Annotated in this window: 12 protein-coding genes; 3 read left to right on the top strand and 9 right to left on the bottom strand. The window is 71.6% G+C overall.

Features of this window, described 5'->3' with window-relative positions; all coding sequences use genetic code 11:
• A partial coding sequence (locus ABZU99_RS29415; RefSeq protein ID WP_356228050.1) for a hypothetical protein occupies positions 1–346 on the top strand: 346 nt, incomplete at its 5' end.
• Positions 347–581: 235 nt separating this feature from the next.
• Here the strand turns inward: ABZU99_RS29415 and ABZU99_RS29410 are convergent.
• Both ABZU99_RS29410 and ahcY read right to left on the bottom strand, forming a co-directional pair.
• Positions 582–1,199, bottom strand: a complete 618-nt coding sequence (locus ABZU99_RS29410; RefSeq protein WP_355955190.1) for a hypothetical protein — start codon at positions 1,197–1,199, stop codon at positions 582–584.
• A 128-nt stretch (positions 1,200–1,327) separates the two neighbouring features.
• Positions 1,328–2,785 carry an adenosylhomocysteinase gene (gene ahcY / locus ABZU99_RS29405; RefSeq protein ID WP_356050350.1) on the bottom strand — a complete coding sequence of 486 codons (1,458 nt, stop codon included), beginning with the start codon at positions 2,783–2,785 and terminating at the stop codon, positions 1,328–1,330.
• A gap of 440 nt (positions 2,786–3,225) precedes the next feature.
• On the opposite strand from ahcY, the gene ABZU99_RS29400 reads away from it, so the two are divergent.
• Positions 3,226–5,682: a fructose-specific PTS transporter subunit EIIC gene (locus ABZU99_RS29400; RefSeq protein ID WP_356050349.1), complete on the top strand. Its 2,457-nt coding sequence runs from the start codon at positions 3,226–3,228 to the stop codon at positions 5,680–5,682.
• Between the two features lie 447 nt (positions 5,683–6,129).
• Here the strand turns inward: ABZU99_RS29400 and ABZU99_RS29395 are convergent, their stop codons facing one another.
• The 7 genes from ABZU99_RS29395 to ABZU99_RS29365 form a co-directional block, all read right to left on the bottom strand.
• A complete protein-coding gene (locus ABZU99_RS29395; RefSeq protein WP_355955184.1) occupies positions 6,130–7,053 on the bottom strand; it encodes a cation diffusion facilitator family transporter in 924 nt (307 codons plus the stop codon).
• A gap of 105 nt (positions 7,054–7,158) precedes the next feature.
• Positions 7,159–8,364: a mannose-6-phosphate isomerase, class I gene (gene manA / locus ABZU99_RS29390; protein WP_356050348.1), complete on the bottom strand. Its 1,206-nt coding sequence runs from the start codon at positions 8,362–8,364 to the stop codon at positions 7,159–7,161.
• Between the two features lie 107 nt (positions 8,365–8,471).
• Positions 8,472–9,782, bottom strand: a complete 1,311-nt coding sequence (locus tag ABZU99_RS29385; protein ID WP_356050347.1) for an SIS domain-containing protein — start codon at positions 9,780–9,782, stop codon at positions 8,472–8,474.
• Positions 9,783–9,861: 79 nt separating this feature from the next.
• Entirely contained in the window at positions 9,862–10,044 is a 183-nt protein-coding gene (locus ABZU99_RS29380) for a Trm112 family protein (RefSeq protein ID WP_355955178.1), read from the bottom strand.
• A 970-nt stretch (positions 10,045–11,014) separates the two neighbouring features.
• On the bottom strand, positions 11,015–12,379 hold the full coding sequence (locus tag ABZU99_RS29375) for a phosphomannomutase/phosphoglucomutase (protein WP_356050346.1): 1,365 nt from the start codon (positions 12,377–12,379) through the stop codon (positions 11,015–11,017).
• A gap of 102 nt (positions 12,380–12,481) precedes the next feature.
• Positions 12,482–14,098, bottom strand: a complete 1,617-nt coding sequence (locus ABZU99_RS29370) for an L-lactate permease (RefSeq protein WP_356050345.1) — start codon at positions 14,096–14,098, stop codon at positions 12,482–12,484.
• A gap of 139 nt (positions 14,099–14,237) precedes the next feature.
• The gene (locus ABZU99_RS29365; RefSeq protein WP_355955085.1) at positions 14,238–14,684 is read right to left on the bottom strand and encodes a DUF3499 domain-containing protein; all 447 of its coding nucleotides are present in this window, start codon (positions 14,682–14,684) and stop codon (positions 14,238–14,240) included.
• A gap of 341 nt (positions 14,685–15,025) precedes the next feature.
• Here ABZU99_RS29365 and ABZU99_RS29360 point away from each other — a divergent pair, with 341 nt between their 5' ends.
• Complete coding sequence (locus tag ABZU99_RS29360; RefSeq protein WP_355955091.1) at positions 15,026–15,436, top strand: metallopeptidase family protein; 411 nt, start codon at positions 15,026–15,028, stop codon at positions 15,434–15,436.
• Positions 15,437–15,473 lie beyond the last annotated feature (37 nt).

Genomic DNA, 15,473 nt, shown 5'->3' with positions numbered 1-15,473 from the left:
CGTTGACTTTTGGCACGCTGTTGAGTTCTCAAGGAACGGACGCTTCCTTCGAAACCGTTTCACCGGTTTCTCCGGGCGCTTCCCTTCGGTGTTTCCAACCTTACCAGATCCGTTTTCCGTTCCGTTTCCGGTTCGAATACCATTTCTGGTGGCCGCTTGGAGGGCCTTGCCTTTCGGCGTGTTTTCGACTTTAGCAGACCCGCACCTGCCGAACCTAATCGGCTTCGCGACTGTCCACGGGGGTCAAAATGCTCCGGTTGGAATTCGATTCACGACGTTCACAACCGAGCGATGCTGGATACCAACGGCTGTCGATGAGCATCTGCTGCTCATCCCCAACCGTTAAAATCTACCTCCCCACACACCCCCTGTCAAGGGGTGGCCGGGAAGGTGTACACCGTAGCAGGACGGAGAGGCCGGACGCACATCGCGCCACGCGGGGCGACGGCCCGCTCTTCCGGTGCCTGCCCACTGGGCCGGCACCCATCCACAGCGACTGTCCACTATGGACGGTATGTCCGGTTCTGTCAAGCAAGACCCTCGATCGATCGAGGGTCCGGCGCGACGAGGCCGCACTTCCCTCACGTCGCGAAGGACGACGGCGGGCTTTCCAGCTCCTCCAGCTCGATGCCGGGGGCGGCGAGCACCACGTCACCCGCGATGTGGATCGCATGCCGCTCGCCGGTGTCCAGCTCGCTGACCTGGTATTCGTCCACGGCGAGCTGTCCAGTCTCGGTGGTATGCACCGTTCTGTCAAGAAGTGCCCAGGACTGATCCAGGGTGCGGGGTGCCAGCACCGGATCGGTGAAGGCGACGAGCCGGACCCGGGTGGCGGGAGCCCCCGGCTCCAGTCGCAGCAGACGGGAGACGGCGACGAGAAAGGCCGGGGAGGCGCCGGTGAAGGAGTGGGCGCGGACGTTGCCCTCGGTCGCGTGTTGCCCGGAGGGGTCCGTACGCACCCAGGTCACACCCTCGAGCGCGGCGCCACGGACGCGCCAGCTCGCGGCGTGCAGCTCGACGCGGATGGGGCGGCCCAGCTCATCGAGGGTGAGGTCCACTGACCCCGCGTGGTCGCCCGAGGGGGCGGTGCGCTGCGCGACATAGCGCCATCCGTTGGGGCCGGGCGCGCACTGGAAGTGCTCTTCACCGAGCGGGGCGTGATCATGCGGGTCGTGTAGGGAGTAGCGGCCGCGGGGCATGGTGAGGTCCTTGACGAGCTGAGGCCCGCCCGGCCGGGTGGCGCGGACGGGCCCGGGGTCCTTGGCCCGCACGGGCCGAGGACGGTTACCCGCGCCGCCGGCCGGTGGGGCCGGCGGCGCCGATGCGATCAGTAGCGGTAGTGGTCGGGCTTGTACGGGCCCTCGGCCGGGACGCCGATGTACGCCGCCTGCTCCGGCCGGAGCGTCGTCAGCTTGGCGCCGAGGGCGTCCAGGTGCAGCCGGGCGACCTTCTCGTCCAGGTGCTTGGGGAGCACATAGACGTCCGTCGGATAGGACTCCGGCTTGGTGAAGAGCTCGATCTGCGCGATGGTCTGGTTCGCGAACGAGTTGGACATCACGAACGACGGATGACCGGTGGCGTTGCCCAGGTTCAGCAGTCGGCCCTCGGAGAGCACGATGATCTTCTTGCCGTCGGGGAAGGTCCAGGTGTGGACCTGCGGCTTGACCTCGTCCTTCACGATGCCCGGGATGGCGGCGAGACCGGCCATGTCGATCTCGTTGTCGAAGTGGCCGATGTTTCCGACGATCGCCTGGTGCTTCATCTTGGCCATGTCGGCGGCCAGGATGATGTCCTTGTTGCCGGTCGTGGTGATGAAGATGTCGGCGGTGTCCACCACGTCCTCAAGGGTGGCGACCTGGTAGCCGTCCATCGCCGCCTGGAGCGCGCAGATCGGGTCGATCTCGGTGACGATGACCCGGGCGCCCTGGCCGCGAAGCGACTCGGCACAGCCCTTGCCCACGTCGCCGTAGCCGCAGACGACCGCGACCTTGCCGCCGATCAGCACGTCGGTGGCGCGGTTGATGCCGTCGATCAGTGAGTGGCGGCAGCCGTACTTGTTGTCGAACTTCGACTTGGTCACCGCGTCATTGACGTTGATCGCCGGGAAGAGCAGCGAGCCGTCCCGCTGCATCTCGTAGAGGCGGTGGACGCCGGTGGTGGTCTCCTCGGTGACCCCGCGGATCTCGGAGGCCAGCTGCGTCCACTTCCGCGGGTTCTCCGCGATGGTGCGGTTCAGCAGCTCGAGGATGACGCGGTGCTCGTCGTTCTCGGCGGTGGCGACGTCAGGGGCGGCACCGGCCTTCTCGTACTCGACACCCTTGTGGACGAGGAGGGTGGCGTCGCCACCGTCGTCCAGAATCATGTTCGGTCCGCCGGTGGCGGTGCCCGGCCAGGTCAGCGCCTGCTCCGTGCACCACCAGTACTCCTCGAGGGTCTCGCCCTTCCAGGCGAAGACCGGGGTGCCCTGCGGGTTCTCCGGGGTGCCGTTCGGGCCGACGGCGATCGCCGCGGCCGCGTGGTCCTGGGTGGAGAAGATGTTGCAGGACGCCCACCGGACCTGGGCACCGAGGGAGACCAGGGTCTCGATCAGGACCGCGGTCTGCACCGTCATGTGCAGCGAGCCGGTGATACGAGCGCCGGCCAGCGGCTGCGAAGCGGCGAACTCCTTACGGATCGCCATCAGGCCGGGCATCTCGTGCTCGGCGAGGGTGATCTCCTTGCGGCCGAAGGCGGCCAGGGAGAGGTCCGCGACCTTGAAGTCCTGGCCGGAGACGGCTGTCGTCATGGGTGCTGCTCCTCATCGATCGTGTTGCGAGCGAGAGTGGTTTCGGCTGGGCATGCGATTCAAACGGAGCAGGTCATACCGGCCAGCGGATACATACCGGCCGGCGGGCGCACCTGTCCCGTCCTCGCACTGCGCAGTCCGTCCGGGGCCCTCTCTCCCTCGGCCGGTCCACGGGGCGGACCGCCCGACCGCCATCAGCAGCGACGTCTGGCTCGGTCACGAATCTACACCGATCGGCGCAGTGAGCCCCAGCCCGGATGGGCCCTCTTCGGCCGCGATCGGGCGCGAGCGCAGGACGAGACGGTGTGCCGGCTCCTGGTACCGGTCGCTTTGATCCCGTCCACATCTATCGCAGGATGCCGCATCTATTGCAGGATGCCGCGAGCGCGGGGACGCTTGCACACTCCCGCGCCCGCTCAACGCGTTGTAAGGAGAACCACATGACCAGTCCAGCCGAATCCCCGGGTGGTGCCGGGGCCGGCGGAGCCGGGATCGAAGCCGGGCCCGGAGCCGTGCTCAAGCTGCTCGCGGTGACCGCCTGTCCCACAGGGATCGCTCACACCTATATGGCCGCCGAGAAGCTCTCCCAGGCCGCGGAGTCGCTCGGCCACAGCATGAAGGTGGAGACACAAGGCTCGATCGGGGCTGAGAATGTGCTGTCTGACAACGATGTCAGGCAGGCCGACGGCATCATCATCGCCGCCGACAAGGACGTCGACCGCAGCCGGTTCCTCGGCAAGAAGGTGCTTGTCGTCGGGGTCGCCGAGGGCATCCACCACCCCGAGCGGCTGATCGAGCAGGTGCGGGGCGCGCCGGTGTACGAGGGCGACGGCGACTCCGGCCGGGGCGCCGCCGCGGCGGTCTCCGGTGGCGGCAGAGGCGGCGGTAAGGGGCGCAGCGTCACCTATAAGGCGCTCATGAACGGCGTCTCGTACATGATCCCGTTCGTCGTGGTCGGCGGTCTGCTGATCGCCGTCTCGCTCGCCCTGGGGGGCGATACGACGTCCAAGGGAATCGTCATCCCCGACGGCTCCTTCTGGAAGACGGTCAACGACATCGGCAGCATCGGCTTCCAGCTGATGATCCCGGCGCTGTCCGGCTATATTGCCTACGCGATCGCCGACCGGCCCGCGTTGGTGCCCGGCATGGTGGGCGGCTGGATCGCGGCCCATGGCGAGCTGTACGACAGCGAGGCGGGCGCCGGGTTCATCGGCGCGATCGTCACCGGCTTCCTGGCCGGCTATCTGGTCCTGGGGATCAAGAAGATCAAGGTCCCGAAGTTCGTGCAGCCGATCATGCCGATCATCGTGATCCCGATCGTGGCGACCTCGGCTCTCGGTCTCTTCTTCATCTCAGTGCTCGGCAAGCCCATCTCCTGGGTGTTCGAGCACCTCACCGACTGGCTCGGCGGACTGACCGGCACCAGTGCGGCGCTGCTCGGCATCGTCCTCGGGCTGATGATCGCCTTCGACATGGGCGGTCCGGTCAACAAGACGGCGTTCCTCTTCGGCGCCGGGTTGGTGTCCAAGAACCCGGAGGTCATGGGGGCGTGCGCGGCGGCCATTCCGGTCCCGCCGCTGGGCCAGGGGCTGGCCACGCTCATCCGCCGCCGGATGTTCGACGAGCAGGAGCGGGAGACCGGGCTAGCGGCTCTGTTCATGGGCTTCTTCGGGATCACCGAGGGTGCGATTCCGTTCGCCGCGGCGCGCCCGGCCCGGGTCATCCCGGCGAACATGCTCGGCGGCGCGGTCGCCGGTGCGATAGCGGGGCTGGCGTCGGTCGAGGACAGCGTGCCGCACGGCGGGCCGATCGTCGCCGTGCTCGGGGCGGTCAACGGCGTGCCGATGTTCTTCGTCGCCGTGGTCGTCGGTACGGCGGTGACAGGGCTGGTGACGGTCGCGCTGATGTCGGCCGGCGGTGGCCGTGGCGAGACCCCGGCCGGCTCGGGCGCGGGGGCGGGGGCGGCTTTGGCGGGGGCGGGCGCGGGAGCGGGCTCTGTGCCCGCCCCCGCGCCCGAGCCGGCCCTGGCCGGAGTGGCGAGCGGCGGGGCGGGTGCGGGTGCGCCGGCGCTTCGCGGCGCGGGTACGGACGGTGACGCGGGCCGCGGCCCTGGCGGGGCCGCGGCCGCGCCGACGGCGAGGCGTACGGCCACTCCCGGGACGGGGGCCGGGACGGCGCGCGAAGCCGAGGCGGGGGCCGCCTCCGTACCCGAGGGCGCGGAGGCGGGGGCCGCCTCCGTATCCGAGGGCGCGACCAAGCCCGCCGCCGCGGCTGAGGGCGGGACCGCGACCGGGACGGCGCCCGAGGCCGGGGCAGAGGCTGCCGTCGCGACGACCGTCCGCGCGAACGGGATCGGGGCCGAGGCCGAGGCTGAGTCCGACGCCGACGCCGAGGCCGACGCCAAGGGCGCGGCCGACGCCGAGGGCGCGGCCGGGCCGGGCGAGGTGCTGTCCGGTCATCTCACCGGGCAGACCGTCAAGGAGCAGCTGGCGTCGGCCGACAAGGACGCCGCCATCCGGGAGATGGCCGAGCTCCTGGCCACGACCGGCAAGGTCGCGGACGCGGCGGAGCTGGTGCGGGCCGCGCTCGCCCGGGAGGACCTGGGCACCACCGGGCTGGGCGAGGAGATCGCGATTCCGCACGCCAAGACGGACGCGGTGACCGCCCCGGTCGTCGGCTTCGCACGTTCCGCCGAGGGCATCGAGTGGGGCGCGCCGGACGGGACCAAGGCGCGGCTGATCTTCATGATCTCGGTGCCGGAGGCCGCCTCGGGCGATGAGCATCTGCGGATCCTGGCGCTGCTGTCGCGCAAGCTGATGTCCGCCGAGTTCCGGGAGCGGCTGCTGAACGCCGAGGACACGGCGGGGATCCTGCGGGTACTGGGCGAGATCGCCTAAGCGGTTACGGCGAAGTCAAGTGCTGATCCTTCTTGGCGTCCAAGCCCTCGGCCAGGCCGAACGGCGAGGGATCAGCGGCGAACTTCACCGCATCCGCTTAGCGCCCGTCAGGGCGGCGGTCAGGGGGTCAGCCCACGACGTCGGATGCGGCTCTCCGCGGCACCAGCGCCGCGGAGGTCTGCCGAGCCCTCACGGCGGAGGTCTGCCGAGCCCCCGCGGCGGAGGTCTGCCGAGCCCTCACGGCGGAGGTCTGCCGAGCCCCCGCGGCGGAGGTCTGCCGAGCCCCCGCGGCGGAGGTCTGCCGAGCCCCCGCGGCGGAGCCGCAGGGGGTATGGGCCGCAGGCGGACGTCCGGCCCGTGAAGATGGCCCGGCCGAGCATGCCCCCGAGACGGCGTCGGCCCCTCGCCTCCGACTGTGCGGAGCGAGGAGCCGACGCCGGCTTCGCATCAGGCCGAGGAGGACGTCCGGAGGATGTCCGGCTCCAGGTAGATCACCCGGGCGATCGGCACCGCCTCGCGGATCCGCGACTCCGCCGCGTCGATCGCGCGGGCGACCTCCGCCGCCGTGTCGTCGTGCTGCACCGCGACCTTGGCGGCGACCAGCAGCTCCTCGGGGCCGAGGTGGAGCGTCCGCATGTGGATGAGATCGGTGACCGTCTCGCCGTCCACGAGGGCCTCACGGATCTTGGCGACCTGCTCCGCGTCCGCCGCCTCGCCCAGCAGCAGCGACTTCGTCTCCGACGCCAGCACCAGCGCGATCACCACCAGCAGCACACCGATGCAGACGGTGCCGATGCCGTCCCAGACGCCGTTTCCGGTCAGCAGCGCCAGGCCGACGCCGCCGAGCGCGAGCACCAGGCCGACGAGGGCGCCGAAGTCCTCCAGGAGGACGACGGGCAGCTCGGGGGCCTTGGCCCGGCGGACGAACTGCGGCCAGCTCAGCTTGCCGCGGATCTCGTTGGACTCCTTGATGGCCGTCCGGAACGAGAAGCCCTCGGCAATGATCGCGAAGACCAGCACACCGACCGGCCAGTACCAGTGCTCCAGCTCATGCGGGTGCTTGATCTTCTCGTAGCCCTCGTAGAGCGCGAAGACGCCACCGATGGTGAACAGCACGATGGAGACGAGGAAGCCGTAGATATAGCGCTCACGGCCGTAGCCGAAGGGGTGCTGAGGGGTCGCGTCGCGCTGGGCCTTCTTGCCGCCGAGCAGCAGCAGCCCCTGGTTGCCGGAGTCGGCCAGCGAGTGCACGCCCTCGGCGAGCATCGACGAGGAGCCGCTGAAGGCGAACGCCACGAACTTGGCCGCGGCGATGGCCAGGTTCGCGCCCAGTGCGGCAACGATCGCCTTGGTTCCGCCTGATGCACTCATATGTGCCGGATGTCCCTTCCGCTTGCTGGCAGCTTTGCTTGTGCTTTACCGCGCACGGCGGGTCATTGTTCCAGCCCGGTTCCAGCGGTTCGAACGGGCCGTACGTCAGGCGACCAATGTGGCCCTGAACACCGTGCCCTCACCGGTCACCTCGACGTCCTCGCCCGCTGGTACGAAGGCCGACTCCCCGCGGGCCAGCCGCAGTACCCCACCGTCGTCCCCGGCGCCGCGCAGCGCGACCGCGCCCGAGGCGCACAGCAGGATCTGCGGGGTGGCGGAGGGCAGCGTGCGCGGTGCGGCGCCCTCGGCCAGCACGTAGCGCGAGAGCCGGAACTCATCGATCGGGGTGGCGTAGAGCTCCTCCCCGGAGGCGTCCGCCTCCGGCCGTAGTACGGCGGGCGCCTCGGACTCGAAGCGGACGACGCGCAGCAGCTCGGGGACGTCCACATGCTTGGGGGTCAGACCGCAGCGCAGCACGTTGTCGGAGTTGGCCATGATCTCGACACCCAGCCCGTCGAGGTAGGCATGCGGGACGCCGGCGCCCAGGTAGAGCGCCTCACCGGGCTGCAGCGTGACGAAGTTGAGCAGCATCGCCGCGATCACTCCGGGGTCGCCCGGGTAGTGCCGTGCGATGGAGGCGTACGCCGCGTACGCCGGGGCGTACGGGCCGTCGAGCGCGCCGAGCCGTTCGGCGGCGGCAGCGGCCTGATGCACGGTCTCGGCCATGGGCTCGGGGTCCGCCGTCAGGACCGCGGTCAGTACCTCGCGCAGGGCGTGCGACTCGGGATGCGCGTGCAGGATGTCGACGTACGGCTTGAGCGAGTCCACCTCAAGGGCCGCCAGCAGCCCGGCGGCCTCGTCCGGGTCGCGGAAGCCGCACAGCCCGTCGAACGGCGTGAGCGCGCATATCAGCTCGGGCTTGTGGTTGGCGTCCTTGTAGTTACGGTGCGGGGCGTCGGCCGGAACGCCGCGCCCCTCCTCGTCCGCGAACCCCTTCTTCGCCTGGTCCAGGTCCGGGTGCACCTGCAGCGACAGTGGCGACGCGGCGGCCAGCACCTTCAACAGGAACGGCAGCCGCGGTCCGAAGTGGCGTACGGCCCGCGGACCGAGCTCGCGCTCGGGATCGGCGGCGATCACTTCGGAGAGCGCGACGGCGCCCTCGCCCCGGTCGACCCGGGACGGTGCCCCGGGGTGCGCCCCCATCCACATCTCGGCCTGCGGCTCACCGGTCGGCCGGACACCCAGCAGCTCGGGGATGGCGGTGGTGGAGCCCCAGGCGTAGGGGCGCACGGTGTTGACGAGGCGGTCCATGCGGTGCGGTTTCCTGACTGTACGGACGGGAGCGTCTGCGTTCGCGGACGGTGGACGAGCGTCTGCCGTTAGAGCGTCTGCCGTTTGAGCGTCTGCGGTCTACGGGCTCATGTTCTATCCGCCGAAGCAAGCGCGAGGTAAACAGCGGCGAAATCCGTGATGGCGAGAAGCTCCGCCGCGCCCTCCAGGGGGCTGGTGCCCTCGGTCGGTTCCAGCTCGCTGAACGCCGTGTCATGAGCGAGCGCCAGCTCCCGGGCCGTCGGCACGGCCGAGAGCGGGCCCACCGGCTCCTCATGAAGCAGCACGATCCGGGCCCGTAGCGCCTCAGGCTCCTCCACCCGGTCACGGAAGAAATCATCCGGGTCCGCCCCGCCCGCGAACGCCCCCGTCAGCAGCGTGCCGTGGGTGGCGAGCGCCCCGGGGAGCTCGGAGACCAGCGCGGGACGCCCGGCGAGCGCCGCGAGCAGCCCCGCGGAACGCCGCCCCACCGCCGCCGCGACCGCACCCTCGGTCCACAGCAGTGGAAGCGACTCGGCGAGCTCGGCCGCGAGCGTCTTCGCGGGGTTGGTGTACGTGGCGATGGCCGGGCCGCAGCGCTCGGCCACCTGGTCGAGCCGGTCGGCCACCTGCTGCAGCGCGGTGGGCGGCGCGGAGACCAGGCCGATCCGGTCGACGAGCATCAGCAGTGGCGTGAGCAGGGCCCAGAGCGTGCCGGGCAGGGCCGGGTCGGTCACCTCGTCGGGCGCGGTGCCGGGCGGTTCGATGTGCTGGGGGGTGGGCGGGGCCGCCTCGTGGAGGGCGGAGGGCTCGTCCAGGGTGCCCTCGGTGTCGGGGTCGGTGGCGGCGTCCGCGGGTGTCGGCCGCTGGGCTGTGTACGGATGGGCGGTGTGCGGGCCTGTCCCGTACGGTGCCCCCGCTCCGTTCGGGGCCGTGGCCAGCGGGACCAGCAGACCGCGCGCCTGAGCGACCGCGCCGGTCAGCGGCGAGCTTCCCGGGGCGACCGCGACGATCGTGCAGCCCCGGCGGTACGCCTGCTCGGCCAGGAGCGGAAGCCCCGGCTCCGTACCGTCCGGCGTCACGATGACCAGCAGATCCGACGGGCCCGCCCAGCCGGGCAGAGCCCAGCGCAGCGCGCCCGGCGCGGGTGCGACGCCCGCGGGCGGGATCAGGCTGACCGGGCAGTTGCCGCCGCCGAGCGCGCCCAGCAGATCCGCCGTGCAGCTCCCGGCCGCCCCCGGGCCCGCGACCAAGACGGCCCGCGGCCGCCCGTCCGGCTTGAGATCGGCTATACCCGCCTCGGCCGCGTGCCGGGCGGCGGTACGGACCCGGGCACCGGATTCCGCGGCTCCGCGCAGCAGCCCGCGGGTATCGGCGCGGGCCAGGGCCTCAGGGGCGTCGAGGAGGGATTCGTCGAGCATGGTGCTTCGGCCTCCGATCGCCGTGGTGGGGCGGTTCGCGGTCGCGGTTCGCGGTTCGCCATTCGCGCGAGGGCGCCGGTCAGGAGGGGCGACGCGCCTCGTCGACAAGCAGCACCGGGATGCCGTCCCGGACGGGGTACGCGAGGCCGCACCCCTCGCCCGTGCACACCAGCTCGGGGGTCTCCGGGGTCTGCTCGTCGCGCAGCGGGGCGTGGCACGCCGGACAGGCGAGGATCTCCAGAAGACCGGGTTCGAGCGGCATGGGGTGTCCCTTCGGGTATGGGTCCGACCGGACATGACTCCGGCGTGGTCAGCGTACCGCCGGGGGCGGTCGGGGTGCGGGTGGCTCTGCGGACTGCGGGGGCTTGGGGGCGTACCGGTGCCGGGTGCGGGTGGCTTCGCCGGGTGCGGGTGGCTTCGGCTGGTGTGGGTGGCTTCGCCAGGTGCCGGTGGCTTCCCCAGGTGCCGGTGGCTTCCCCAGGTGCGGGTGGCTTCGGCGGGTGTGGGTGCCGGGGGCGCGCCGTGTGGGTGCCGGGGGCGGGGCCTCCGGGGCGGGGGCCCTGGACCGTATATTTACGGCGCCGTTGGCCGGAAGCGTGGGGTGGGCCGGAGATTGGCGCCACAAATACACGTCAGCGTCCAGGACCCCCACCCCTGCACCCCCGCCCCCTCCCGTCCACCCCCGGCCCGGCGGCCCGGCGGCCCCGGCCCACGATGCGATCCAGCTCAGCCCCGTGGGCGGGGGTGGGGGTGGGAGCACCCCCGCCCCCTCCCGTCCGCCCCCGGCCTCCGGCCCGCTGGCCCCGGCCCACGATGCGATCCGGCTCAGCCGCGTGGGCGGGGGTGGGGGTGGGGGTGGGGGTGGGAGCACCACGCCCCCTCCCGTCCGCCCCGGCCCGGCGGCCCGGTGGTCCCGGCCCACGATGCGGTCCGGCTCAGCCGCGTGGGCGGTTGGGGGTGGGAACACACCCAACCCCTCTCGTCCGTCCCCACCTGCGGCTCGCTGGTCCCGGCCCGCGATCCGGCCTGGCTCGGCCCGTGGGCGACGGCCGGGCGCGGGAGCACCCCCGCCCCCTCCCGTCCGCCCCCGGCCTGGCGGTTCCGGCCCGCGGTGCGTTTCCGGCTCAGACCGCATTCCAGCCCGTCCGGCGTTTGAGGACACGCCCGAAAGGCGTGCCGGGGAAGAGGCTGAGGTGGGCGTCCGGCCTTGATCGCTCCCCGCACCCCTGTTGTCAGGCGCGGACCGTGGCGAGGACCTCGTCGCGGATCCTGGCCACCGTCTCGGCGTCGCGTGCCTCCACGTTCAGGCGCAGGAGTGGTTCGGTGTTGGAGGGGCGGAGGTTGAACCACCAGTCGGCGCTGGTGACCGTGAGGCCGTCCAACTCGTCCAGTTCGATGCCCTCGGCCTTGCGGCCCTCGTACGCCGCCTTGACGGCCTGCATGCGTCCGGTCTGGTCGTCGACGGTGCTGTTGATCTCGCCGGAGGCGGCGTAGCGGTCGTACTGCTCGACCAGCTGGGAGAGCGGACCGTCCTGGCCGCCGAGGGCGGCGAGGACGTGCAGGGCGGCCAGCATGCCGGTGTCGGCGTTCCAGAAGTCGCGGAAGTAGTAGTGCGCGGAGTGCTCGCCGCCGAAGATGGCGCCGGTGCGGGCCATCTCGGCCTTGATGAAGGAGTGGCCCACGCGGGTGCGGACGGGGGTGCCGCCGTTCTCCTTGACGACCTCGGGGACAGACCAGGAAGTGATGCAGTTGTGGATGACCGTGCCGCCGGGGTGCTTGGCCAGTTCGCGGGCGGCTACCAGGGCGGTGATGGCGGAGGGGGGCACCGGCTCGCCGCGTTCGTCGACGACGAAGCAGCGGTCGGCGTCGCCGTCGAAGGCGATGCCGATGTCGGCTCCGGTCTCGCGGACGCGGGCCTGGAGGTCGACGATGTTCTTGGGGTCGAGGGGGTTGGCCTCGTGGTTGGGGAAGGTGCCGTCCAGCTCGAAGTAGAGGGGGTCCAGGTCGACGGGGAGCCCCTCGAAGACGGTCGGGACGGTGTGGCCGCCCATGCCGTTGCCCGCGTCCACGACGACCTTGAGGGGCCGGATGTCGGTGAGACCCACGAGCGAGCGCAGATGGGCGGCGTAGTCGGCGAGGGTGTCCCGCTGGGTGATGGTGCCGGAGGTGGCCGCGGGCTCGGGGGCGCCGGATTCGGACCACTCCTCGACCAGGGCTCGGATGTCGGCGAGGCCGCTGTCCTGGCCGACGGGGGCGGCGCCCGCGCGGCACATCTTGATGCCGTTGTACTGCGCGGGGTTGTGGCTGGCGGTGAACATGGCGCCGGGCAGGCCGAGGTGTCCGCTGGCGAAGTAGAGCTGGTCGGTCGAGCAGAGTCCGATCTCGGTCACGTCCACACCGAGGGCGGCCGCCCCGCGTGCGAAGGCCCGCGAGAGACCGGGTGACGAGGGGCGCATGTCATGGCCGACGACGATCGCGTCCGCGCCGGTCACCCGGGCGAAGGCGGCGCCGAACAGCTCCGAGAGCGGCTCGTCCCACTGGTCCGGGACCACACCACGCACGTCGTACGCCTTCACGATCTGCGACAAGTCGGGCACAGCCAACCCCTTCTGGAGGTCCTGGTGGTATGTGTCTACGCACCTCAAAACCTACCCGCCCGGGCTGGGCGCCAACTGTGAGGCCCGTCGCGCGGCGCGGGTTCACGGCAGCATCCAGCCGAGCAGGGAGGACGACTGCGCGACCACGATGAGACACATCACCAGCAGCAGGGCGAGGCTCCATGGCAGCACCTTGCGCAGCAGGTCTCCCTCGCGTCCCTTGAGGCCCACCGCGGCGCAGGCGATCGTGAGGTTCTGCGGGGAGATCATCTTGCCGAGGACGCCGCCGGAGCTGTTGGCGGCGGCGAGCAGCTCGGGTGAGAGGCCGGATTCGCGGGCGGCGGTCACCTGGAGGGCGCCGAAGAGGGCGTTCGCGGAGGTGTCCGAGCCGGAGACGGCGACGCCGAACCAGCCGAGCACCGGGGAGAGGAAGGCGAGTCCGGCACCGGCCGCGGCGACGAAGTGGCCGATGCTTGCGGCCTGCCCGGAGAGGTTCATGACGTAGGCGAGGGCGAGCACCGAGGTGACCGTGAGGATCGCATGGCGCAGCTCACGCACGGTGGCCGCCCACTCGCCGAGGGCGTCGCGGACGGACACCCGTAGTACGGCGGCCGTGGCGACGCCCGCGAGCAGCACCAGGGTGCCGCCCGTGACGATCAGCGGGAGGGTGAAGACGTTGGCGCCGACCGGCTTCCCGTCGGGGGCGGCGACGGCCAGGAACGGCCAGTCGAAGGTCCGGGTGGCCTTGGCCAGGAGCTCCTTGACCGGCCCGACCTGGGCGAGGGAGAAGACCGCGACGATGAGCGCGTACGGGGCGTAGGCGCGCAGCACCTCGGGGGGCGGGTCGTCATGGTCCAGGTCGTCGCTGCGGACGCCGGTGAGCACGGCGGCGCGCACCCGCTCCTCGGCGGGGCGCCGGGCGGCCGGTACGGCGACGAGGGCGGCGGCGCCGATCAGTGCCGCGGCGATGTCGGCGAGCTGGACGGAGAGGTGATTGGAGACCGCGAACTGGGCGGCGGCGAAGGCCACTCCGCAGGCGAGCGCGGGCACCCAGGTCTCGCGCAGCCCGCGCCGGCCGTCGACGAGCGCGACCAGCAGCAGGGGGACGACGAGGGCCAGCAGCGGGGTCTGCCGTCCGACGACGGAGGCGACGGAGTGCAGCGGCAGCCCGGTGACCTGAGCGAGCGTCACGACGGGCGTGGCCATGGCACCGAAGGCCACGGGCGCGGTGTTGGCGACGAGCGCGACGACGGCGGCGCGGACCGGGTCGAAGCCGAGCGCCACGAGCATGACCGAGCAGATGGCGACCGGAGCGCCGAATCCTGCGAGCGCCTCCAGGAGCGCGCCGAAGCAGAACGCGATGACGAGGGCCTGGATGCGGGGATCGTCGGAGAGCCGGCCGAAGGAGCGGCGCAGCACGTCGAAGTGTGCGGTGCGGACCGTCATCCGGTACACCCACAGGGCGTTGACGACGATCCACATGATGGGGAAGAGGCCGAAGAGCGCCCCCTGCGCGGCGCTGGACAGGGTCTGGCCGAGGGGCATTCCGTACGGCAGCCAGGCGACGAGGGCGGCGACGGCGAGGCCGAGGGGTCCCGCGTAGTGGGCGCGCATCCGCACGCCGCCGAGCAGGACGAGAACGGTGACGAGGGGAAGGGCGGCGACGAGGGCGGACAGGGAGAGTGAATCGGCGACGGGCTCCAACTGCTGCACGAACACACGGGCCTCCCGGCGTGGTCCATCCCTGGAAGATCACATCCGTGATGCGGAAACGGAGGACTCAGGGGTGCAGGAATGGTCGTGTCCCCGACAAGTTCCAGTCAATGCCCCGGCAGTAAGTGATCGGGGGAAAGTCGCCTCAGGAGTCGGGGGAGCGCAGGACACGGAGATGGCCGCGGCGGGCGACCTCGCGGGGGTCGGCCTCACGGCCGTTCTGGCCCGGGCCGGATCCATGCCCTCCCGCTGCGCCGGCCGCGCGCTCCTGGGGGCGGGCGGCCTCGCGCACGGCGTTGGCAAGCGCTTCCAGATCGTCGCTGCTGGGCCGCGCCGGTCCGGCGTCGATGGCGAGCCGTACGACCTCCCAGCCGCGCGGGGCGGTCAGCCGCTCCGAGTGCTCCGAACACAGGTCGTAGCAGTGCGGCTCGGCATAGGTGGCGAGCGGCCCCAGAACGGCGGTCGAGTCCGCGTAGACGTACGTCAGCGTCGCGACGGCGGGGCGGCCGCAGGCGGTGCGCGAACAGCGACGTACAGGGCTCACGACGTTGGACGGTACCGCACTCTTGAGCGGGCCGCGACGACTCTCCACCAGCTCACTCCGCCGTGTCGTCCTGGTTCGCCCCGTGCACCCGATACGTGAACTTCCCCGCTGACCAGCACGGACTCCCCGAAGGACGGAAAGCGCCGATGGAGATTTCGGTCAGCAGTCGAACCGAGAGGCGTCATCCTGGGCCAGGGAAGCTGCCCAAGAGACGTCCGTTTATGAGCGCAAGAGTGGCCGGAATGTTCATTTGGCGACATCGGCCACGGCTGTGCAGTAAGCGCGTGACGGTGGCCCGGCGACAGCTACCCTCGTGAGTGATGACCAAGCCCGTACCACCCCACCAGTCCGAGCCGCGCCCCCGTCGTCGCGATCGGCACGGGCGCGGTATGCGCGGCCCTGTTGCGCCACCCCAGGTCCCGCTGTCGATCAGCCGTGCGGAGTCCTTCGTGGATCTCGTCCAGGACTCCGCCGAGCGGCTGGAGAGACGCTGGCCACAGCTGTCGGGCGTGGACTTCACCGTGCTCGAGGTGCCGACGTCGGGCCACGGAGCCGCCACCGGCCCGGACGCGCACGGCGGGCCGGACGGATGGGACGGCGAGTCCGTACCGCTCGGCCGCTTCATCGCGGGCCGCGGGGACACCCCGGACCGGATCGTGATCTACCGGCGCCCAGTGGAAATCCGGGCGAAGAACCGGGATGAGCGGGCGCTGCTGGTGCACGAGGTCGTGGTCGAGCAGGTCGCCGAGCTGCTGGGGCTCGCCCCGGAGTCGGTGGACCCGCGGTACGGCCAGGAGTAGCGCGGCGCGCCCCGGCCTCCTTGGGCCGGGCCGGGGC

The sequence above is a fragment of the Streptomyces sp. NPDC005266 genome (assembly GCF_040607655.1).
GTDB lineage: Bacteria > Actinomycetota > Actinomycetes > Streptomycetales > Streptomycetaceae > Streptomyces.
This window is presented reverse-complemented; position numbering and strand designations above follow the sequence as displayed.